The sequence below is a fragment of the Nodularia sp. UHCC 0506 genome (genome assembly GCF_034931045.1).
GTDB lineage: Bacteria > Cyanobacteriota > Cyanobacteriia > Cyanobacteriales > Nostocaceae > Nodularia.
Window position 1 is genome coordinate 49,412 of sequence record NZ_JAYGHH010000004.1, and the last position, 21,967, is coordinate 71,378.

Annotated in this window: 16 protein-coding genes; 13 read left to right on the forward strand and 3 right to left on the reverse strand. The window is 40.8% G+C overall.

Annotation, left to right across the window (positions count from 1 at the left end):
* Positions 1-414: 414 nt before the first annotated feature.
* From VB654_RS04705 to VB654_RS04720, 4 genes are all read left to right on the forward strand, one after another.
* On the forward strand, positions 415-633 hold the full coding sequence (locus tag VB654_RS04705) for a hypothetical protein (protein WP_323212351.1): 219 nt from the start codon (positions 415-417) through the stop codon (positions 631-633).
* Between the two features lie 231 nt (positions 634-864).
* Complete coding sequence (locus VB654_RS04710) at positions 865-3,408, forward strand: proteasome protein (RefSeq protein WP_323212352.1); 2,544 nt, start codon at positions 865-867, stop codon at positions 3,406-3,408.
* 110 nt (positions 3,409-3,518) lie between these two features.
* Positions 3,519-6,923, forward strand: coding sequence for a molecular chaperone (locus VB654_RS04715; protein ID WP_323212353.1), 3,405 nt, complete (start codon positions 3,519-3,521; stop codon positions 6,921-6,923).
* A gap of 234 nt (positions 6,924-7,157) precedes the next feature.
* Positions 7,158-8,267, forward strand: a complete 1,110-nt coding sequence (locus VB654_RS04720) for a hypothetical protein (RefSeq protein WP_323212354.1) — start codon at positions 7,158-7,160, stop codon at positions 8,265-8,267.
* Between the two features lie 38 nt (positions 8,268-8,305).
* Here the strand turns inward: VB654_RS04720 and VB654_RS04725 are convergent, their stop codons facing one another.
* The gene (locus VB654_RS04725) at positions 8,306-9,034 is read right to left on the reverse strand and encodes a cytochrome b/b6 domain-containing protein (RefSeq protein WP_323212355.1); all 729 of its coding nucleotides are present in this window, start codon (positions 9,032-9,034) and stop codon (positions 8,306-8,308) included.
* 220 nt (positions 9,035-9,254) lie between these two features.
* Between VB654_RS04725 and der the strand changes: the two genes are divergently transcribed.
* Positions 9,255-10,619 (forward strand): ribosome biogenesis GTPase Der, encoded by a 1,365-nt coding sequence (der, locus tag VB654_RS04730; RefSeq protein ID WP_323212356.1) that lies wholly within the window; start codon positions 9,255-9,257, stop codon positions 10,617-10,619.
* Here the strand turns inward: der and VB654_RS04735 are convergent.
* Positions 10,612-10,755, reverse strand: coding sequence for a hypothetical protein (locus tag VB654_RS04735; protein WP_323212357.1), 144 nt, complete (start codon positions 10,753-10,755; stop codon positions 10,612-10,614). The genes der and VB654_RS04735 overlap by 8 nt on opposite strands.
* A 211-nt stretch (positions 10,756-10,966) precedes the next feature.
* Here VB654_RS04735 and VB654_RS04740 point away from each other — a divergent pair, with 211 nt between their 5' ends.
* The 7 genes from VB654_RS04740 to VB654_RS04770 all read left to right on the forward strand — a co-directional run bounded on the left by VB654_RS04740 (position 10,967) and on the right by VB654_RS04770 (position 18,484).
* Positions 10,967-11,896, forward strand: coding sequence for an energy-coupling factor transporter transmembrane protein EcfT (locus VB654_RS04740; RefSeq protein ID WP_323212358.1), 930 nt, complete (start codon positions 10,967-10,969; stop codon positions 11,894-11,896).
* A gap of 301 nt (positions 11,897-12,197) precedes the next feature.
* Complete coding sequence (pipX, locus tag VB654_RS04745) at positions 12,198-12,476, forward strand: transcriptional coactivator PipX (protein WP_323212360.1); 279 nt, start codon at positions 12,198-12,200, stop codon at positions 12,474-12,476.
* Positions 12,473-13,141 carry a YggS family pyridoxal phosphate-dependent enzyme gene (locus tag VB654_RS04750; RefSeq protein WP_323212362.1) on the forward strand — a complete coding sequence of 223 codons (669 nt, stop codon included), beginning with the start codon at positions 12,473-12,475 and terminating at the stop codon, positions 13,139-13,141. Before pipX ends, VB654_RS04750 begins: the two co-directional genes overlap by 4 nt.
* A gap of 499 nt (positions 13,142-13,640) precedes the next feature.
* The gene (locus VB654_RS04755; RefSeq protein WP_323212364.1) at positions 13,641-14,243 is read left to right on the forward strand and encodes a cell division protein SepF; all 603 of its coding nucleotides are present in this window, start codon (positions 13,641-13,643) and stop codon (positions 14,241-14,243) included.
* A 220-nt stretch (positions 14,244-14,463) separates the two neighbouring features.
* Entirely contained in the window at positions 14,464-15,276 is an 813-nt protein-coding gene (gene proC / locus VB654_RS04760; RefSeq protein ID WP_323212365.1) for a pyrroline-5-carboxylate reductase, read from the forward strand.
* Between the two features lie 158 nt (positions 15,277-15,434).
* On the forward strand, positions 15,435-18,110 hold the full coding sequence (locus VB654_RS04765; protein WP_323212366.1) for an RNA helicase: 2,676 nt from the start codon (positions 15,435-15,437) through the stop codon (positions 18,108-18,110).
* Between the two features lie 182 nt (positions 18,111-18,292).
* Positions 18,293-18,484 (forward strand): hypothetical protein, encoded by a 192-nt coding sequence (locus VB654_RS04770; protein WP_323212368.1) that lies wholly within the window; start codon positions 18,293-18,295, stop codon positions 18,482-18,484.
* A gap of 170 nt (positions 18,485-18,654) precedes the next feature.
* Here VB654_RS04770 and VB654_RS04775 read toward each other — a convergent pair whose 3' ends face one another.
* Complete coding sequence (locus VB654_RS04775; RefSeq protein ID WP_323212370.1) at positions 18,655-20,046, reverse strand: 1-acyl-sn-glycerol-3-phosphate acyltransferase; 1,392 nt, start codon at positions 20,044-20,046, stop codon at positions 18,655-18,657.
* 73 nt (positions 20,047-20,119) lie between these two features.
* On the opposite strand from VB654_RS04775, the gene VB654_RS04780 reads away from it, so the two are divergent.
* Positions 20,120-21,928 carry a proline--tRNA ligase gene (locus VB654_RS04780; RefSeq protein ID WP_323212371.1) on the forward strand — a complete coding sequence of 603 codons (1,809 nt, stop codon included), beginning with the start codon at positions 20,120-20,122 and terminating at the stop codon, positions 21,926-21,928.
* The last annotated feature ends 39 nt before the right edge of the window (positions 21,929-21,967 follow it).

Consider the following 21,967-nt stretch of genomic DNA (forward strand, 5'->3'; position numbering starts at 1 on the left):
ACCTTATATTATGGAATATAAAACAAAGAGCGTTACTTACGGCTTGAGGGTGCATCTACTACATAAAATGAGTAAAATAAATTAATTTAAAGCAAGAATTCATATTATTTGTTTTTATTTACATTCTTTTGGTATCTGTTGTTGCTAGATAACCAATTGCAATTGAAACTCTTCAGTCGTTTTAACTCCCCTCTCTAGTTGATGCTAACGTGTACACAAAAATGATTCAATTACTCCAAATCCTTATGAACGGTTTTTGGATGTGTATACACACCGTTAGTTGACAAAGAGAGGTTGTTTGAAAAGTCTAATTTATTACTTAAATTGGCTATACAGACGAAACCCACCTATGTGGGTTCAAAAAGCTCGATTTACCGTTAATCAGCTACTCACAGATTTTTAGGAGGTGTTTCTGTGGTGAAACATTTAGACAATAAGGTGTCCATTATCATAGGTGCTGATACAGGAATTAGAGAAGCGATCGCTCATAAATTTGCTCAAGCAGGTGCAGCCGTAATTGTGAATGGATTACCTGATGATCCCATTGACACCGCTTGGACGCATAAAGAAACAGGGCCAGGGGATTTTTGTCTTGGGGTTGAGATGAAATTTACTGGTGTTAAATACAATTAAAGAAATAAATGATACTGAAAGCTAAGAATATTTATTGTTGATTTTTCAACTTTTCCAGATAAGCATCCGGTTAAGAATTGTTTAAGTCAGTAAAGTTAAATCTATCCCCAGTAATAAATAATTTGATAATGACGCAAAGTGTGATAGAAACAAGTTGCATGAATATCTGCTGATTAGATTTTTTTATGTTATAAAACTCACAGAAATTAATGCCAAAGGAAAAAAATTTTTATGGAAATAGAACAATTAGATTGTTTTAAAGAGTACGGCGAATTTATCTTACAAAAATTAGACTCAGTACCTCAATATCCTTCTAAACAAGAAGATTGGATACCAACTAGCCTGGATGACTGTCTGATACGTCTCCGGGAAGCTGCTGAGAAAACTGTAGAACTTGCCACATCTCCAGTTAGAATTGGAGTGATGGGAGAATTTAGTAGCGGCAAAACTTTACTTTTGGGCAGTTTGATTGGTTATGCTGATGCCTTACCAATTAGTGAAAACCCCACTACAGGTAATGTGACAGCTATTCACATTGTGCCGCAATCAGGCTTTGCTACAACTCAGGCAGATAATTTTAGGGTAGAGTATCTTTCTCATGAAGGCGTAAATGAATGTTTACAATTCATGTTAGAGGAAGCCAGCCGGCGAACGAAGGCAGCTGGACTTGAACCTATTTCTCTATCAAAATTCAACACTCGCAAAGATATTATTAATTGGTGCGAGGATACATGGAATAGTAGTAAAAATCTAGAATTACGTTATTTACTGCGAGAGTTGGTATTGTTCCTGCGTGCCTATCAAGCTTATGGTGAAGCTATGTGTGGTGGACATTACCAAATTGATGCTATCACCGCCCATGAGGGACTACAGCTGACTGAACAGCCAATGGCTATCCAAACTCTCCGTTTTGAAGATTTGCCTCCATCTCATATCCGATTACCTAGCCCACCCCAAAGATTACCTACTAAGCTTTTACATAACAGTTTTCCACTGATTCGTCGTGTGGATATTGAGGTAAAAATATCACGAGAAATTTGGGATTTTGCCGGGGCTTCAGAATTTGTGCTGTTAGATTTTCCCGGATTAGGGGCTGCTAATTCTGGTGCTAGAGATACTTTTTTATCATTGCGGGAGTTAGCAGAAGTACAGACTATTTTAGTGTTATTAAATGGTAAAACTCCTGGAAGCGATCGCGCCAATAAAATTTTCACGATGATGCAGCAGCAGAGGCCAGGACAAGACCTCAAAGATTTAATTTTAGTGGGGGTGGGTCGTTTTGATCAATTACCTTTAGATAGTGAAGGTTGTGAACGAGAACTTGACCGATTAATAGAAAGTAGTAGACTTTTAGAGGAAGACGATGTTTTCCGCAAATTGAAAGTTTTACAAACCACCGTTGATACTGCGAGTGCATTTACCACCCAACAAGACCGGATTGTTTTATTATCGCCATTACTAGGGCTGGCAGAGTTAGCAAAACGTTCTAGTACAGTGAAAGCAGGTTCACCAGAATTTTTAGCTAATTTAGATTATCCTGATTATTTAGAACGGTCGAAGCGATTGCAACAAAAGTGGGAACTTTTAAGTACACGGCTATTAGAATCTGATCCACGCAGTCATTTAGGCAGACAACTGAGTTACTTTGCTCAAGATGGTGGTATTGCTAAACTGCGAGAATTAATTCAAAATCATGTTGCTAGTCATGGACTAAAACAACTGTATCACGATACTCAAAGGTCTGCTGATAATTTACTGCAACAACAAGAACATCTCAAAAACATTATTGCCGAAATTCATGAACAAGGCATTCCCACCGCAGATACTCAGGATTTAATTGAGTTTCGGGCTGCTATAGAAAATTTAGATAAAACTTATCGGAATTTCCAAAAGAGTTTAGGGAAAGAACCACTTAAAGACCGTCGGGGAGATGTGGTTAGTGATGTGGTGAAAGACGAACTCACTTTTAAAATTCTCAACTGGAATGAGTGGACTTTACTATTTAATAAAGCTAACAACGGTAATATCACTATTGCCGAATTTAAAGGTGCAGCCGGCAAGTTATTTGACCGAGGAAATAGAGTTAATAGTACTCTACCAACGAAAAGTGAGGATTTTTATCCAGCCTTTGCTAAAACTGTGAAGGAGTTAGAAGGTTTTGCCCGCGATCGCATTCATCAAGCTGTGGTAGATTTATTAAGTCAATTATCTCATCATATAGCCGCAGAACGCGATCATTTACAGGCGAATCTTTCTCCTGAAATGGAACCAGAAATTGAAACAAAGTTTGGTGTGGAAGAAGCTGATATCTTTTACAAATTACTTTTAGGATGCGATCCTAATCAATGGCAAGAGGCAATTATATCAGAAATTAATAGCAAGGAACAGTCAATTTCACCAGAAATTATGTTTCCTTTGGCGCGTAAAGATGAAAAACACAATATTGGACAAATCTTTGATTGGTCTCCTGAAAAAAGCTCAGATTTACCCAGAACTGGGAATCATCAACTTTTTGTGTTACGACTGCGAGATGAAATAATTGCTAGTGCTAGTCTGCATTTGGTGCAATATGTGAGTGAAATTAATCAACAGGTGAATGCTGAATTGGAAGGTATTTTGGATCAAGTTATTCCAACTTTGCAAAATCTTTCTAAAAAGGAAGCTTTACTCAGATATATTGCGGCGGGAAATTCTCCGGTTAAGGTGGCTATTCCTACTTGGTTGCAGATTCTTTCTCAGGTTTCTACTAGTTCTTATACGGATGAAAGTTTTTAGGATGGATGAGAAACAAACCACAGAGGACACAAAGGAAGAATGAAGAGGGGAGTTTTACTACAGATAATTAAGTAGTTGATTTACAAGTTAGATAATATAAGGAGGCATAAATGGCTGTAGAAATTCGGCTTTCACCTAATTTTCAAGTGCGTGCTAGGGAAAATGAATATTTGGAATTACCTACTATTCAATTAGTTGCGGCTGGGGATAATGTACCTCATATTGCGAGAATTAATTGTATTGTTACTGGTACTCCAGAGGATTTAGCTATCCAAATTAAGAAGGCATATAAACCTTTTGATTCTGTTACTCCTAAAATCTCCCAAATTGGTCAATTAGAACAATATCCTTGTAAATTAGAGCGTCCTTTAAGTGAACCAATTAATTGCACTTTGGAGGTAATTGTTGAGTATTTTGATTCTGATGTTTTAGGTGATCCAATTCTATCTGAACCTAGACAAAGTGGGGCTTCATGTTATCTGTGGTCTCCCATAATTTTTGAAGAAGAAATAATTGATTATGATGCTGTTAGTAGTCCTATAGAAATTAGTAAATATATTGATAAAAAAAGCAGCAATAAACCCCAAAAAAGATTTCCAGGATGGTTTGCTTTAGATTTTGGTACATCCAATTCTACAGTTACACTTTTCGACCCTATTGAAGTGCCAATTGCGGAAATTTTACCGAAAGAACAAGAAATCCGCTTGCGCGATCGCATGGTAGAATGGTTAAGTTCTCCGGCATCGGTGGCTTTACCTGATGTCAATTCTCACGACTGGGACAAGTTTATTGCTGACATTAGCAAAAACTTAGAAATTGAACCCCATCAGCTGCGAGAAGTTTTTGAAAGTGACCAAAAAGAAAGATTTTTAGAAGCGATTCGTCAAGTGGAATTATGTTTAGGTAATAGCGACAAATTCCGCCGGGCGGTAAGCAAAAAACTTTACCAAATCTACCATGAAGTTTTTCGTGTACCTACCTTAGAATCACAAAATTTAATCCCTGTCGTTTTAGATATTAATCGTCGCGATACAGAAATGCCCAGTGAATTGGAAGTTTCTAGTTTGACAGATTTACAGTTACGAATGGGTAGGGAAGCTAGGGATAACAGAAAAAAAGCCATAGCCCAAGGTACAAGCGTTTCTTTAAAGGAAATTATCAGCAGATTTCACCATTCACCCAAGCGCTATTTTGGACAGGATCGCAATTTCTCAGTAATTTTGGATGATCAGGAAGAAATAATTAATGTTAACGAACTCATTCAAGCAGCTTGGGCGCATTTAATCGATTTAACTGAAGATTATCGCCAACGCGCTAGACGTAGATTTTCTGAGGGCGATTTTCTCACAGCCGTTGTCACATACCCCACCGTCGCCCCGCCATTAGTGCGTAAGGAAGTGAAGGAATTAGTCGAACAATTGGGTATTGATGACGTACAAACGGCTTATGATGAAGCGGTATCAGTAGCTATATTCTTTTTGTGGCGAGAATTTGGCGGGAATCTCAACATTGGGATTGAGTCATTTAAAACCCGTTGTCGCAAAGTCGAAAATAAATGGTCACAAAATGTCTTGGTTTTGGATATTGGTGGGGGAACTACAGACTTAGCTTTAATTGAATTGACTTTGGAAGATAAAACTCCTAATTTTGCTGATCATGAAGATAGAGGTTTAGGAGGACGTTACTATAAATTGACTCCGAAACTATTAGGTTCTTCGGGACATTTACAGTTAGGTGGTGAATTAATTACCCTGAGAATATTTAGATTATTGAAAGTAGCGATCGCTGATTTTATTTTAACAGCAATAACTACAGGTGACATCGAAAGCGAAAAATTAGAAGATTTAATTAACTCTGAATTAAATGAGCGTTTTTTAGAACAAGGAAAATTCAAAAGTGGTAGCTTATTAAAATGTTTAGACAAAGAAAATCCTGACGGTGATACTGGTTATAAAGATGCCTTAGATACTGCCGAAAAAGTATTACCAACTCGATGGCAACAAGCACCCCAACGGCTACAAACCTTTTATACTCTCTGGGATCATGCTGAAACTGCTAAACTTAAACTTGGGCAAAAGCCACCAGCAGATTATCCTGTTGTCACTTTTACTATTTCTGAACCACAAATTTCTGAAATCTTAACTCAAAGTGCCATAAAATTTCAAATCAGAAATCCAGATAATATTTGCGTAATTCTAGACAACCAACAATTTGAACGCGCCGCCGCTTCCACCATTAAAGAAGGAATTGGCATTGCTAAAGGACTAATGGAAAGTCGCTTAGGTTTCCAAGACCAAAATATAGATTCTTGGAACACACATAAAGTTGATTGGTTAATTTTATCTGGCAAAACCTGTAATCTCGATTTAGTCCAACGCCACATTTATCAAGAATTTAGCAACTCTCCTTATTTCGTCTGGAACCCAGAAAGAATTACCTTTGTTTTGGAATTTACCAAACTAGCCACTTCCGCCGGTGCTTGCTACGCCGAGAAACTGCGAAGGCTGAGGTTTGACCCAGAAGAGTCTAAAGAATTGCTCAGAAAAGGCGCAAATCAGTTAGAAATAGATGTAAAAAACCTATTTTATTATCTACCTTGTAACTTCAAACGCAAAACCCAAAGCAACGAACTTTTACCCATATTTAAAGCCGGACAAGAACTTTATCAAATCACACCCTCAGAAACAGCCGCTAAAGTGCGTACAGAATGGCAAGGGATACAATTAACTAATATTATTTACCGTCAAGATTACGAAGAAGGAGACTTAAGACTCTGGGGTAGTTTTGACGGCAAAAACCTAATGAAGAAACTCGGAATGCAAGAAGCCGAATTTCTGAAAAAAATCAAAGTCCAATTTGAAATTGACCAAACTTTGCAATTTAATGTTTTACTTTGTCAAGGAAACCCCCATTATTTAATAGACGTTCCTGGTATTGACGTAGGTGCAGCACTATTAGCAGCTTCCGAAACCTCAGCCCTATTTGCTGATGGTAAATTAAAGTGGAATATTGCCTTAGAAAGACCGCATCAAAACTTAAATGATGGTGACATTGCTATCAATGTCATTGAATCTGCCACAGTTGACCAACCAAATGCTTATCATTTAGTATTTGAAGTTGACAAAGATGAAAGTAAATTCCTCAGAGAATTTCACTATCTCCATAGTAGCGACAATCAGCCCGAAAACGGTTTAGTTAGTAATCCTTTACCACCCTTTCCTCAAACAAGTCAGCACACTTTTTATATTTATCAAACAGATACTACAACTAATAGCAAAAAATGGATACGAATTGGGGCATTAAGTAAACCAGACATCACCACAGATTACCCGTGTAAATATTGTGTAACTCTCGATAACAAAGGGATTCTCAGAATGCACGCCGGAGAAGTTCCCTATTGGACATCCACAAGCCAAGAATGTCTCAAACAAGCCGGATGTGTTTATCGTGCGGAACTAGAACTGCAACCCAACGAAGTTGATAAAGAACGCGATCCCTTTTGCGGTATACATTAAGCATTTCTTCCCTCTTTCTTTCTTTCCTTCTTTCTTTCTTTCTTCTTCTTCTTCCCTCTGCGTCCTTCTTCCAAAGGGAGAGGCTAGAGCCAAGGCGTACTTGGCGGTATGCGCTGCGCGCACGCTACGCGAACGTTAAAAAATTGACTTTCCCAAAAAGTTATAACCTAACTGAACCGTCTTAACTTTAGTGTCTATTGCGGGAGAAAAAAATAAATTTTATAATGAATATTCATGCACCAAATACGTCAGTTATTAGCAATAGAAAACTCAGAATTAGCCAAACTCCTAAAATTTAGCCTGTACGGACTAGAAGCCACCTTAAATCAAGCCCGCACAGAATTTCCCCTTGATCCTGGAACAGAAATATGTGACGAATTACTACAAGAAATCTCCAACTTATTGCAACCCCAGCCAGAGTCTATTCCAGAAAATATCCTCCTCCAGATATCATCTCCAGGAGAGTTAAAACTGATTCATCTCCGAGAAGCCTTTGTTGCTGATACTGAACTCAAAGTATATTTAGGCAATTCATCACTACAAAGCCAAACAGATGCTGATTTATGGCACGAAATTCACCGAAAACTGCTGCGAGTTCCCGAAAATTTAGCCACAGCTTGGCGACAAAAGGCTTTAGAATTCGCTCACGGAATTGGTGCTTTAGCAGATAATTTGCATCTACATCAATTGCCTTTTAGCCGAGATGAAATTATCTACCCCGGACTTAAAGGTGCTGTAATAGCCCCAGGATTATCTCTGTCTGAAAAAGCATTATTAAAAACAGGAATTAACCCAGTTGCAGAATATGGAAATTTATATTGTCTAGCTGGTTTCGTGCATCTATTTTTGAGATTTATAGACATAGATCCAGATTTACATCATGCCTTGAAAAGCGTGTTTAGCTTTGATATTATGCCTTTACAGTCTCAACCAGAACAAAGGACTCAATATATCAATACTTTAAGCGATCGCTGGCATCGCATACAACAAGCTGAGTCAAATTCTGATGAATTATTCAGTTTGCGTGCATGGATAGACATAGATGAAGCCATACATTCCCTCGTATTTATCCCTCCAGTCGAGCGTTATTCATGGTGGGGAAACTTACAGCAAGAATCACGACGCATTTTGAAAAAAATTGCTCAAACGGCGATTAACCTGGGTTATGACGTGAAGATTCGCCAATTATCTGGACTCTACGCCGATGTCTGTAAATTTTCCAAAGACGACCTACAACTGAACTGTGGCGGTGTTCCTGGAGAAATTTTAACTTGTCTGCGGGTTTATGCACGGATTAATCAAGAAGAAACTCCAGGACGGGTAATTTTTCGCTCATTGCGTTAGATACAGCTATTTTCATTTGTAATGGATTATTTATTAACTTATTGATTACCAGCAAAAAACAGGGGTGACACAAAAGCCACAATAATTCCCACCAATACAATAACTTGAATAATTCTCAGAGAAAAATTACTTTCTATTAACTGATTAATTTCAGCACTACTAAAATTATTGGGAAAATTACTCGACCAACTACGCAAACGACTATACCAGTTTCTCGGACTATCTCCTGGGCGGAATTTCCCTGACCACATTGATAGTAACAATGGCGCACCACCCACTTTAGCAGACATCAACAAATGAATAGCTAAACAACAAACCATGATCACCCAAGCAATGAGATGGAAATAATACCACAGGTGATCAAGTTCACCTATAGGAAGCCATTCTTCCTTCATCATTCTGCCAGAGATTACCGCCAAAACCGAGGCAATCAACATCAGAGTATTAACAATACGTTGTAGACTCATCCACCAAATTGGTTTACCAACCTGTGTGAGTTTTTGGATAGAGTCTGGTTGTAATAGCCGCTTTTCTCCAGCATGAAAGCTATAAAGTGTGAACGCTGGTAATAAAAGTAAGAAGAATAAACCCAAAGTACCGTGAATATCCTGAATGGGAGCAATTTTGGGAACGGGGATTTTACCAAATCTTTGGTCAAAGGTGTTGTAAACTAAAAAGCCGGTAATGATTGCCGTAATTACTAAAATTCCACTGATGCCATGCAAAATTCGCAACAACAAAGGCTGATAGGGGACTGAACGGCTCATAAGCTGATTGATAACGATTTTAAAAGGCTCATTTGGTTATAGAATATCTCAAAAATAAACCCTTGTGAATCAAAATCTGCTGGTTACAGTGAATAACAATGACTTTTAAGATGCGCCATTAAATTTCGCATTAGGGTTGAATAATTAAATAAAAGAATTAAAGAAGTTAAAATAAATAGATATTAGGTGATATACTATCTCTCTCACTCACCCTGGTTTTATGGGACTGCCAATTGTTGCTATTATCGGTCGCCCGAATGTGGGCAAATCCACCCTGGTTAATCGTCTCGCCGGGGAACAAACGGCGATTGTCCACGACGAACCGGGTGTGACACGCGATCGCACTTATATGCCATCTTACTGGCGCGATCGCGATTTTCTAGTTGTAGATACAGGCGGTTTAGTCTTTAACGACGATACCGAATTCCTGCCATTGATTCGCCAACAGGCACTCACAGCCCTTACACAAGCCAGCGCCGCTATTTTGGTTGTAGACGGTCAAACTGGCCTCACAGGGTCTGATCAAGAAATTGCTACATGGTTACGCCAACAACCAGTACCTGTTTTACTGGCTGTAAATAAATGTGAATCCCCAGACCAAGGCGCAGTTCAAGCCTCGGAATTTTGGGGATTAGGCTTGGGCGAACCTTACCCCATTTCCGCAATTCATGGTAGTGGTACAGGCGAATTACTCGACGAGTTAATTAGTCACATCCCCATCGTTACAGAAATAGCAGAAGATAACGAGATTAAAGTAGCCATTATCGGCCGCCCCAATGTCGGCAAATCCAGTTTATTGAATTCTTTTGTGGGTGAAGAAAGGTCAATTGTTAGCCCCATTTCTGGGACAACACGCGATGCTATTGACACCGTAATTTCACGGAATGAGCAAGTCTATCGCTTAATTGACACCGCCGGCATTCGCAGAAAAAAACAAATAGATTACGGTACAGAATTCTTTAGTATTAACCGTGCTTTCAAAGCAATTCGCCGCGCCGATGTAGTTTTAATGGTCATTGATGCCTTAGATGGAGTCACAGACCAAGACCAAAAATTAGCCGGGCGAATTATTGACGAAGGTCGAGCTTGTATTATCGTCGTCAACAAATGGGATGCGATTGAAAAAGACTCATACACCATTTACGACTACGAAAAAACAATAGAAGCCCGGTTACACTTTACAGAATGGGCAGAAATCATTTTTGTCAGTGCCTCCACAGGACAACGGGTAGACAAAATTTTAGACTTAGTGAATGAAGCAGCTGAATCACACAAACGCCGTGTGAGTACATCTGTAATTAACGAAGTCCTGACAGACGCTGTGAGTTGGCATTCGCCCCCAGCTTCTAGGGGTGGTCGTCAAGGCAAAATCTACTATGGGACTCAAGTGGGCATCCAACCCCCAACCATTGCCCTATTCGTCAACGAAGCCAAACGCTTTAATGACAACTACCGCCGCTACATTGAAAGACAATTCCGCAAACAATTAGGGTTTAAAGGTACACCCATGCGTTTACTTTGGCGCAGTAAAAAGGTGCGAGAGATGGAAGTTGGTAGCGTCAATAGAGCGACTCGCGTTAAGTGAGTGCTGAGTGCTGAGTGGGGAAAGTGCTGAGTGCTGAGTGCTGAGTGCTGAGTGGGGAAAGTGTTGAGTAAGTTTCTTTACCCCTGCTCCCTGCTCCCTGCTCCCTGCCACTGCCAACGGCGATCGCTGACTTCATGCCCGGCTAACTCGTTTCTTTACCCCTGCTCCCTGCTCCCTGCTCCCTGCCTAGTAGAGAATTACGAATTACGAATTACGAATTACGAACTACGAACTACGAATTACGAATTACGAATTACAGCCCCTGCCCCTTAAGGGTTATATTTCAGGGTATGTCAGGTCAAAATAGTGAATACAAACCCTGATATTCTACTACCCAGCATTCAAATATGGATTTATTGCGATCGCTACCACTTGGACTGTACTTAGAACAACCGCAAACTTGGCTACATAAACTCGATCCTCGTGTCAAAATTGCTTGGTTGATGAGCTTTCTAACTAGCTACAGCTTTGCTAATAACGAGTGGCGAATACTACTGGTTGCACTATTAATTATTTTTACTGTCATCGCCAGAATACCCCGGCGAGTCTGGAAACAACAAATGGGCTGGCTGTTAACCCTAGCACTGTTTGTTTTCCTACTAATCAGTATCAGTCCTGATGGTTTGGGTGTACAATATCAGCCACGCCTACCCACTAACGAACAAGTATTAACTCAGCCAGCAAACGCCAGAAATACCGATATTATCCCAGCCGCAACAGGAGGCGACAGCAAAGGCTACAGCTACATCCTATTTCATAAAGGGCCAGTTAAAGTAACTCGCCGATCCATCGATTTGGCTATCAGAGTCAGTACGATTATATTCACCGTAATTTACAGCAGTAACCTATATTTGCTCACAACCGCACCAGAAGAAATTACGACTGCAATAGAAAGCTTAATGCAACCCCTACGACGCTTCAAAGTCCCCGTCACTGAAATTACTCTAACCTTAACTTTGTCCTTGCGATTTATTCCCCTAGTTCTCGAAGAAGTACAAAATTTAATTCGTTCTGTCATGACTAGGGCAATTAATTGGAAAAAACTGGGGTTAAAAGGCGCAGTCAAAGTTGGAATGACAGTCGCAGAAAGATTGTTAAAGAATCTCCTCTTACGTGCCGAACAAATGGCTAGTGCAATGATGGTGCGCGGTTTCACCAGTCCCAACGAACATCAAGTCAAATGGCACGAATTACGCCTCAAAGCTAGAGATTGGTTAGCGATCGCTATGCTCACACTATTCTGGGGTGCTAGAATAGTATTAGGAAATTTGGCTTAACCTCATCATCCCCTTGCCCATTTTGCTCCATAGAGCGATAATTATGGCAATATGGAAAAGAGCCAAAGCAGACAGACATAAGTAATTGCTTTTCTGATATCTTGTGCATTTCTACGCTTCTACGGCCAGCTTCATCTGCCTATTCAAAACACAATCAAGGTTTTGAACACAGCCATTCAATGGCCAGAATCAGTGATTTTCCCATAAGTTAACCAAATATTCTGGCGAAAGGGGTGTATTATCTTCTGAACATTTGTACTGATCTGCGAAAAGATATATATACTCCTACCTTGACTATTAAATGAATCCAGAAATCTCAGAAACTTACATAAATCATCCAACTTGGGGTTTGCTTTATCGGATCTGTATGGTCGATGAGAACCAGGATCTGTTCACTACACTTTATGCCCAACGGTTGTTTTTTTTGGTTGCAAACGACATTAAAGGGATCAAATTCCAGTCTATAGGACGTACTGAAGCTCGAATGTTGTTAGAAAATCGCTTGCGTACTCTACGCCGCAGTGGTCAATCCCAAGAGTATGAGCAACTTCAGAGTGTTTTCCAACGTACATTCCAATGACCAGTGCCATTAGCGAACGTATTACCACTATTAGGGAATCACTACCACCTTCAGTCCGGTTAATTGCTGTCAGTAAGACATTTCCGGCTGAAGCCATTCGCGCTGCTTACAACGCCGGAATTCGTGACTTTGGCGAGAACCGTATCCAAGAAGCTGCCAGTAAACAAGCCGAGTTACAAGACTTACCGGATATTACCTGGCACTTTATTGGACGATTGCAAAGTAATAAAGCTAAAAAAGCCCTGGAATTATTTGATTGGATTCACTCTGTAGACAATTTGAAACTGGCGCAGCGCTTAAATCAATTAGCGCCACAACTAGGAGTCAGTCCTCAAGTTTGTCTACAAGTAAAAATTCTTCCTGACCCCAATAAGTCGGGTTGGAGTGTGGCAGCACTACTCGCTGACTTATCTGACCTCAACCAATGTAAAGATTTGCAAATTCAGGGTTTGATGACAATTCCGCCTTTAGGCTTGAATGAAACTGAAACCATGAATGTATTTAATGATACTGCCAAATTAGCCAGAGAAATTCAGCAGCAAAACTGGTCACACCTGAAAATGCAGGAACTTTCAATGGGTATGTCAGGAGACTATCGCCTGGCAGTACTAGCGGGATCAACGATGGTACGATTAGGAACTATCTTATTTGGTCAACGCACTTAGGCTGTAAGCTATCCTGGAAATCGGCGGAAATCCTCTGGCTGAAGAGGGTCTGCGGTATAATCTTCCATCGATTTAGTCCTTAGTTCACCATCGTTAGTCCCAATGAATAATGACTCTCAATGCCTTGTACTTTAGCTGGGGTATGAGTTGATCTTTGGTTCTGGGATCAAAATGAGGAGGAATAAAATACAGAGGTATTTTTATAAATGCTGTGTGTTATCATACCATTAATTAAGTAGCCACTGAGATTAACCCTCAAAAAAATGCGGGAGAAAGTCATCTTTATTTCAAACAATCATTAGGCTATAATCTTGACTCATTATTGCGTGTGAGTTAATCTACAGGCGTTCCCCAAAACGTCAATTCATTAACCCTAGTTGTAATAGAAGCTACAGACAGCGATAAAATTATTAAGTCGTCTGAACTTTGTAGCAATCAAGTCTGGTTACATTAACTAATAGCCAAAGCAATCAGGGTAACTTTTATCAGGAGCATAAGAATGAACAACATATTTACGAAACTGCGAGACTTTGTAGGTCTGAATGAGCAAGTGGAATACGAATATTACGAAGAAGAAACCGATACAGATCCTGGTAACTACCAAAACCTTTATCAAGAAGAAAATCCCCAAACAGCACCAGCAGAAGCCACTGCTCAAAATCGACGCTGGCGGGAACCCATGACTACAATGGGTGATGATGTAGCCTCAGGAACAAAGTCTACGATGGGGAATGTGATTAATATGCCAGGAGCGATTAACGGTATTTCAGAAGTGTTAGTACTTGAGCCGCGTACATTTGAAGAAATGCCCCAAGCAATTCAAGCCCTCAGAGAGCGTAAGTCAGTTGTTTTAAACTTGACCATCATGGACCCGGATCAAGCACAACGAGCAGTTGATTTTGTCGCTGGTGGGACTTACGCCCTCGATGGACATCAAGAGCGAATCGGAGAAAGCATCTTTTTGTTTACGCCTAGTTGTGTGCAAGTCAGCACCCAAGGTGGAGTTATTCATGAAGTACCACAAACGCCCGTTCGTCCTTCACGTCCCGCAAGTACACCAAATCAAGCCTGGGGCAACGACGTTAACCGCATGGTACAGTAACTGCAAATTAGTCAAAGGTTCAGAAACCAAAATTTTTGACGATTGTACGGGCGGGTTTAATGAAATATGGTATTGTATAGCAACTGCTAAGGCTGTTAGGTCAGTGTTAATTGCTTGAAACCCCTGAAGCAAAAGGGTTTATACCCAGCATTCAGCACTTTTCCATACCATAGATTAATAGGTTAAACCTGCTCTTATTGACGATTGACTATATAACTGAATGACTATTAAATTTGGCTTAATTGGTGGCGGAGTCATGGGAGAAGCCCTGTTATCCCGCCTGATTGCGCGGGAAATCTATCAACCATCAGAAGTTATAGTTAGCGAACCCCTACCGACACGCCAAAGCTATTTGCGACAAAAATATAATGTAACTGTCACTACAGATAATGGACTGGTTTTTACGGAAGCTAACGAAGTAGTATTTTTAGCAATAAAACCACAAGTATTCAGTGCGATCGCTCAAGAATTAGCAGACGTTCTGACTATTCAAATTTCGCCTTTAGTAATTTCGATTTTAGCTGGAGTATCCTTAAGCCAACTAGAATCAGCATTTCCCCAGTTACCAGTCATTAGAGCCATGCCCAACACCCCAGCCACAGTGGGGGCGGGAATTACCGCCATGTGTTTAGGTGCATACACCAGTCCCAAGCATCACAAAATAGCACATCAAGTTTTTTCGGCAGTGGGACAAGTGGTAGAAGTTTCCGAAATACTCATGGATGCAGTCACAGGACTATCTGGTAGTGGTCCTGCTTACGTAGCCTTGATGGTAGAATCACTGGCAGACGGGGGAGTAGCAGCAGGATTACCCAGAGGGATCGCCAATCAACTAGCCCTGCAAACTGTCTTAGGAACAGCGACACTGTTGCAAGAAAACAAAATCCACCCCGCAGAACTCAAAGACCGTGTTACCAGTCCCGGTGGTACAACAATAGCTGGAATTGCCCAACTAGAAAAAGCAGGATTTCGTTCAGCATTAATTGAAGCAGTCAAAGCGGCGGCACTGCGATCGCAAGAGTTAGGAAAGTAAGTGCTGAGTGCTGAGTGCTGAGTGCTGAGTAGGGAGTAGGGAGTAGGGAGTGCTGAGTAAGAGAAGATATATTATATTATTTCTCAATGACTAATGACTAACGAAGTTGACAAAATAGCCGTTAATATAGTAAAAAGTCCGGTTGCAAATTTGATTGAGTGAATTATCCCGCACCATCTCCAGAACTTGACTTAGGGTTAATATTTCCCTTTGAATTGGATCAATTCCAACAAGATGCGATCGCGTCCCTAAATTCTGGACGCTCCGTAGTCGTATGTGCGCCCACAGGTTCGGGCAAAACGTTAGTTGGGGAATATGCCATCTATAGAGCCTTATCACGAGGAAAACGGGTGTTTTACACCACACCCCTCAAGGCATTATCAAATCAGAAATTACGTGATTTTCGTGAGCAATTTGGGTATGACCAAGTTGGACTGTTAACTGGAGATATTTCTATTAACAGAGATGCACCAATTCTGGTGATGACTACAGAAATCTTCCGCAATATGCTCTATGGCACACCCATCGGGCAAGTCGGTATTTCTTTAGTAGACGTGGAAGCTGTGGTGCTAGATGAGTGCCACTACATGAATGATCGCCAAAGAGGAACAGTTTGGGAAGAATCCATTATTTATTGTCCTCGTGAAATTCAACTGGCAGCTCTTTCCGCAACTGTTGCCAATAGCGACCAACTCACCGACTGGTTGAATCGCGTTCACGGTCCCACAGACCTGATTTATTCCGATTTTCGTCCAGTCCCCTTAGAATTTTACTATTGCAATCCCAAAGGGCTGTTTCCCCTGCTGAATGAAAGCAAAAACAAAATCAATCCCCGTCTGGCAAACAGAGGTAAAAGGAAGCAAGGAGACAGGGGTCGAAATGGTAGACCAGAAGCCCCTGGGATAGTTTATACCCTCAGCCAGCTACAACAACGGGATATGCTCCCAGCGATTTACTTTATTTTCAGTCGCCGGGGATGTGATAAAGCAGTTGCAGAAGTTGGTGATTTATGGTTGGTAAATAATGACGAGTCGCAAATATTACGCGAGCAAATTGATAATTTTTTAGCTCGTAATCCTGAAGCCGGGCGTTCTGGGCAAATTGCGCCCCTGTACAGAGGTGTCGCTGCTCACCATGCTGGAATTTTACCTGCGTGGAAAGGACTAGTAGAAGAACTATTTCAACAAGGACTAATTAAAGTCGTCTTCGCCACAGAGACACTAGCGGCGGGAATTAATATGCCAGCCCGGACAACAGTTATTTCCACCCTTTCCAAACGGACTGATTCTGGACATCGCTTATTAAACGCTTCGGAATTCCTCCAGATGGCTGGGCGGGCTGGTCGCCGGGGCATGGATTTACAAGGTCATGTAGTCACAGTCCAAACCCCCTTTGAAGGCTCGAAGGAAGCGGCGTATTTAGCGACATCTAAACCAGATCCATTAGTGAGTCAGTTTACGCCAAGCTATGGAATGGTACTGAACTTGCTGCAAATTCATACACTGGAGCAAGCAAAGGAACTCATAGAACGCAGTTTTGGGCAGTACATGGCAACTGTGCATTTAAGACCAGAGTATGAAGAGATTACCGAACTGCAAACCCAATTAGCCCAACTTCACGAACAAATTGCCGCAGTTAATGAACAAGAACTAGCAGTTTATGAGAAATTACGGCAACGCTTGAAAGTAGAACGCCATTTATTATCAACCCTGCAAGAACAAGCAGTAGAAAATCGGCAAGAAGAATTTGTGATGATGTTGAGCTTTGCCGTGTCGGGAACACTGTTGAGTCTCAAAGGTAAAAACATTGCTGTATCTATACCCATAACAGCAATATTAGTCGGAAAAACTCCTGGTAATGGCGAAGCTCCTTATTTGATTTGCTTGGGGCAAGATAATCGCTGGTATGTGGTGACAACTAAGGATGTCGTCGATTTGTATGCTGAGTTGCCACGAGTGGATGTGCCAGAGCATATCGTACCACCACCTGAATTGCTGTTAAAGCCCGGTCAATCGCTGCGTGGGAGTGAAGAGACATTTGCGATCGCGCAACGCATTCCTGAGTCTGGAGAAGGGTCAATATATATGCCTCCAGAAGTGGCCGAACAACTCAGTCGCGTCACCGCAGTTCAAGAACAATTAGAAGCAAATCCCATTCATCAATCAGGCAATGTCAGCAAAATTTTCAAACGCCGGGCGCGTTATGTGGAATTAGAAGCTGAACTGGAACAATTACAATCACAAGTCGAGGAACACTCACAACGCCATTGGGAAGAATTTGTCAATTTAATTTCCATCTTGCAGCACTTTGACTGTTTAGATAATTTAGTTCCCACGAAATTAGGGCAAATTGCCGCCGCCATTCGAGGAGAAAATGAATTATGGCTGGGTTTAGTGTTCGCTAGTGGTGAATTTGATAATTTAGATCCCCATCATTTAGCAGCAGCAGCAGCCGCTTTAGTGATTGAAACCCCTCGTCCAGATAGTAGAGTCCACTTTGAACTTAGCAATGAAGTAGTAGAAGCCTTGGCAAAATTGCGGAATATTCGCCGCAAAATATTTCAATTGCAACGGCGGTACAATGTCGCTTTGCCTATCTGGTTGGAACTTGAATTAATTGCCATAGTGGAAAAGTGGGCGTTAGGAACACCGTGGACAGAACTCTGCGAAAATACCACTTTGGATGAAGGGGATGTGGTGAGAATTTTACGCCGGACTTTGGATTTATTATCTCAAATCCCCCACGTTCCGCATTTATCGAAAGATTTCCAACGTAATGCTTATCGGGCGATGCAATTAATTGATCGGTTCCCAGTCAATGAGATAGCTGATTGAACCATTTTGAGTTTCAGCTAATATTTTCCCTCCTCGCAACTTCCCATTACCAGCGAGGAAGGGTTTCCCCAACCCTAATTTTTACATTACCGAAAACACTTTTACAATACAAAATGCTTGTAATTGGTGCTGGGGTAGGAGAACCACTAGAATTAAATTTTAAATATCATTAATGTAACCTTATGATACCAATTGCAGCTATTAAACCATTACTCACAGAAAACCCTAATTATGCTGCAATAGCTCATGCAATTGTTAGATGTGATGAAGAAGCTACTAGTTACTTATTAAAAGAGCTTGGTGGAAATGAACTTAATTTCACTATTTATCCGCCAAGACGTATAGTTATAGATATTAAAGTTGGAGAAGATTAATAATAATTAAATAAAAAATTAAATTTATTTAATGTTGCTTGAAATCTAAATACTAAGAAATTTGTTGAGCTTTTATTCATAAAACTTAATACTTATAATAATTGTTACAATTGATTTTGTAGTGAGGGCTTAAGTATTGTGTAGAGGACTAAAGTCCTCACTACAAACTTTCAAATTAAATTTTCCAATTCTTGCTGCAAATCATTGGTCAAATCAGCTACGGCTTTTCTAGCTTCCAAACGATTTTCTTTATACGCTGGGTATCGTTCTGATACTGATATCGGCTCACCAATGGTAATTTTCACTCCTTGTCTACCTAGTTGCGGCATTTGGCTGATTTTATTACCTTTAATTCGAGCAATCATTTTCCACAAAATTAATGTGGTTTCGGCAAATCTTTCTGCTGTGGGTTTTTCTCTGATATAGTTACCAGAAACGGCGACAAAGCTTTCTACTAATCTCATGTGCCACATTCGGGAATTGGCTTCTTCAGCGACGCGATCGCCTAATGCTTTCTCGACAGGTGATAATGCTTTGATATCCTTAAACTCTTCTCTAAATATATAATTCCAACCAGCTTGTTCTACTCGCCGACAGCGATCGCTTAACTGTCCTTTGGATAGTAAGTTAAAATATTCCTCGGATATCCGTAAAGCTGTATCTAATAAAGCTTGTAACCGGATGACTAAAGCCGCATTGCGGTCAGTTGTTTCTGTGGCTATCGTTTCCGCATCTGGCAACTTTTGATGATAAAATTGATTATAAAACTTTTCCATCAACGAAAGTAAGTGTTCTGCTAAGGTCAATAACCTGGGATAAAGGGACTCCAGACAGGGAACCTCATTTTGCTGTCCCGAATGTACCACCAAACCACTCGCCGCTTCTAAATCAGTTAATAGATTGGCGATCGCACTCCAAGGAGCAGCCACATAATCATATTTAATCCCAACTGGTACAATTAAAACTTGTTCCGAGCGTTCCTGCTTTTGCAAATCTTCCGCACACCAAAAGCCTAATTGAGCGATACCAGGTTCCAAAGGGCTGATAAATTCCGACAAACCATTAGTAGCACCTTCTGGCGCAGCAGCCATCGGAAATTGACCGTTAGCAAACAAATCACGCGCCGAACGTAACCCCGTCCAGTCAGCCTTACCCCGTTGAATGGAAGTTCCACCCAAACGCGAAGCAATCCAACCAACATAAGAACCAGCCCAGAGAGGAATACCGCGATCGTAGATAAAATGAGCATGAAAGGGTAACTGTAGCGCTATGTTCTGGTTTCGTGCTACTTTTGGCAGTATTTGAGAAAACAAATAACCTAAACAAAAGGGATCATCTGTTTGAGGATGGCGAAATGCCAACAAAAAGCGCACTTTACCTTCTTGAAACTGGCGATAAAGATCCACCAACACCTCTACATTATCTGCTTCAATTTGGGTAATAGCTGTTTGCCAATTAATCCAACTTGGTAGCAACAGATGAAAGCCTTTCAGAACCAAGGGATTGAAGGCTGGAGGGATAAATTCTAGGGGTGCTTGTGCTTGATAAATTGCATCTGCCAAGGTAATTTGCTCCTGATTGATGGAAAATTATAGGCTTAACCAATTTTAATAATTCTGGAAAGGGAAAATAAGGATGCGACTGTCACAAATGTTATTCGTCACACTCAGGGATGATCCGGCTGATGCTGAGATCCCCAGCCATAAACTCTTACTCCGGGCGGGTTACATTCGTCGTATCGGTAGCGGTATTTATGCTTACCTGCCTTTGATGTGGCGAGTATTACAAAAAGTTTCCCAAATTGTCCGAGAAGAAATGAACGCCACAGGCGCACAAGAATGTCTCTTACCCCAATTACAACCGGCGGAATTGTGGAAAGAGTCGGGACGCTGGGACACCTACACCAAAGCCGAGGGAATTATGTTTTCCCTCATCGACCGTCGTGAACAACAATTAGGATTAGGGCCGACTCATGAGGAAGTAATCACCACTGTTGCTCGTGATATGATTCGCTCATATCGACAACTACCGTTACATTTATATCAAATTCAAACCAAATTCCGTGATGAAATTCGCCCCCGTTTTGGCTTAATGCGGGGAAGAGAATTTATTATGAAAGACGGTTATTCTTTCCACGTGGATGAAGTCAGCCTCAAAGAAACCTACCAAGATATGTATCAAGCCTACAGCAATATGTTACGCCGTTCTGGTTTAGCATTCCGGGCTGTAGAAGCAGATTCTGGCGCGATTGGCGGTTCTGGTTCGACAGAATTTATGGTACTGGCGGATGCGGGAGAGGATGAAGTTCTCTACACTGAAGATGGTAAATATGCCGCCAATGTAGAAAAAGCCGTTTCTGTAGCAAGTGATGTGGAAGTTTCACCATTTACAAGTTATGAAAAACGGGAAACACTAGGAACGGAAACCATAGAAAAAGTTTGTAATTTTCTCAAATGTTCTCCTACGCAAATTGTTAAAAATGTCCTTTATCAAATAGTTTATGATAATGGCATGACGGTTTTGGTATTGGTAAATATTCGGGGTGATCAGGAAGTTAACGAAGTCAAGTTACAGAATGAATTGACTAAATTAGCCGCTAATTACGGTGCTAAAGCTATTATTGCCTTAGATGTACCCAATGCCGAAATGCAGCAAACATGGGCAGCTAAATCTTTACCTTTAGGTTATATTGCGCCTGATATTGCAGATGAATATATTACTGCTAATAAACAGTTGCATTCTCAGTTTCTGCGGTTAGTCGATAAAACAGCCGTTGAGTTAAAAAACTTTGTCACAGGTGCAAATGAAACTGGTTATCACGTAGTTGGTGCTAATTGGGGAGAACAATTTAAACTACCTGAAACAATAGTAGATATACGCAAAGCTAGACCAGGCGATCGCGCGGTTCATGACCCTGAGCAAACTCTACAAACAGCCAGAGGAATTGAAGTCGGTCACATTTTCCAACTGGGTACGAAATACTCTCAAGCTATGAGTGCAACGTATACAAACGAACAAGGCGAGGAAAATCCGCTATTCATGGGTTGCTATGGCGTAGGTGTTTCCAGGTTGGCACAATCGGCTGTAGAGCAATCTTATGATAAAGATGGGATTATTTGGCCAGTTGCGATCGCACCTTATCATGCAATTGTGACAATTCCCAACATCAAAGATGCAAAACAACTCGAAATCGCCCAAAAACTTTACACAGAACTGAACAAAGCAGGTGTAGAAACATTACTTGATGACCGAGACGAACGGGCTGGGGTAAAATTCAAAGATGCCGATTTAATTGGTATACCTTATAGAATAGTTACAGGTCGAGCTATTAACAACGGCAAAGTTGAAATAGTCAAACGCGCCACCCGTGAAACTCAAGAAATAGCCATTGAAGAAGTAGTCAACACACTCCAACAGTGGATTAAAACAGCGCTAGAAGCATAACATATATCTCTTGTGGGGCAGGCATCTTGCCTGCCATTG

What these genes read in the sequence shown, in the direction of transcription:
- VB654_RS04710 (WP_323212352.1), top strand. Translation starts at nt 865, where the DNA reads ATGGAAATAGAACAATTAGATTGTTTTAAAGAGTACGGCGAATTTATC.
- VB654_RS04715 (WP_323212353.1), top strand. Translation starts at nt 3,519, where the DNA reads ATGGCTGTAGAAATTCGGCTTTCACCTAATTTTCAAGTGCGTGCTAGG.
- VB654_RS04720 (WP_323212354.1), top strand. Translation starts at nt 7,158, where the DNA reads ATGCACCAAATACGTCAGTTATTAGCAATAGAAAACTCAGAATTAGCC.
- VB654_RS04725 (WP_323212355.1), bottom strand. Translation starts at nt 9,034, where the DNA reads ATGAGCCGTTCAGTCCCCTATCAGCCTTTGTTGTTGCGAATTTTGCAT.
- der (WP_323212356.1), top strand. Translation starts at nt 9,255, where the DNA reads ATGGGACTGCCAATTGTTGCTATTATCGGTCGCCCGAATGTGGGCAAA.
- VB654_RS04735 (WP_323212357.1), bottom strand. Translation starts at nt 10,755, where the DNA reads ATGAAGTCAGCGATCGCCGTTGGCAGTGGCAGGGAGCAGGGAGCAGGG.
- VB654_RS04740 (WP_323212358.1), top strand. Translation starts at nt 10,967, where the DNA reads ATGGATTTATTGCGATCGCTACCACTTGGACTGTACTTAGAACAACCG.
- pipX (WP_323212360.1), top strand. Translation starts at nt 12,198, where the DNA reads ATGAATCCAGAAATCTCAGAAACTTACATAAATCATCCAACTTGGGGT.
- VB654_RS04750 (WP_323212362.1), top strand. Translation starts at nt 12,473, where the DNA reads ATGACCAGTGCCATTAGCGAACGTATTACCACTATTAGGGAATCACTA.
- VB654_RS04755 (WP_323212364.1), top strand. Translation starts at nt 13,641, where the DNA reads ATGAACAACATATTTACGAAACTGCGAGACTTTGTAGGTCTGAATGAG.
- proC (WP_323212365.1), top strand. Translation starts at nt 14,464, where the DNA reads ATGACTATTAAATTTGGCTTAATTGGTGGCGGAGTCATGGGAGAAGCC.
- VB654_RS04770 (WP_323212368.1), top strand. Translation starts at nt 18,293, where the DNA reads ATGATACCAATTGCAGCTATTAAACCATTACTCACAGAAAACCCTAAT.
- VB654_RS04780 (WP_323212371.1), top strand. Translation starts at nt 20,120, where the DNA reads ATGCGACTGTCACAAATGTTATTCGTCACACTCAGGGATGATCCGGCT.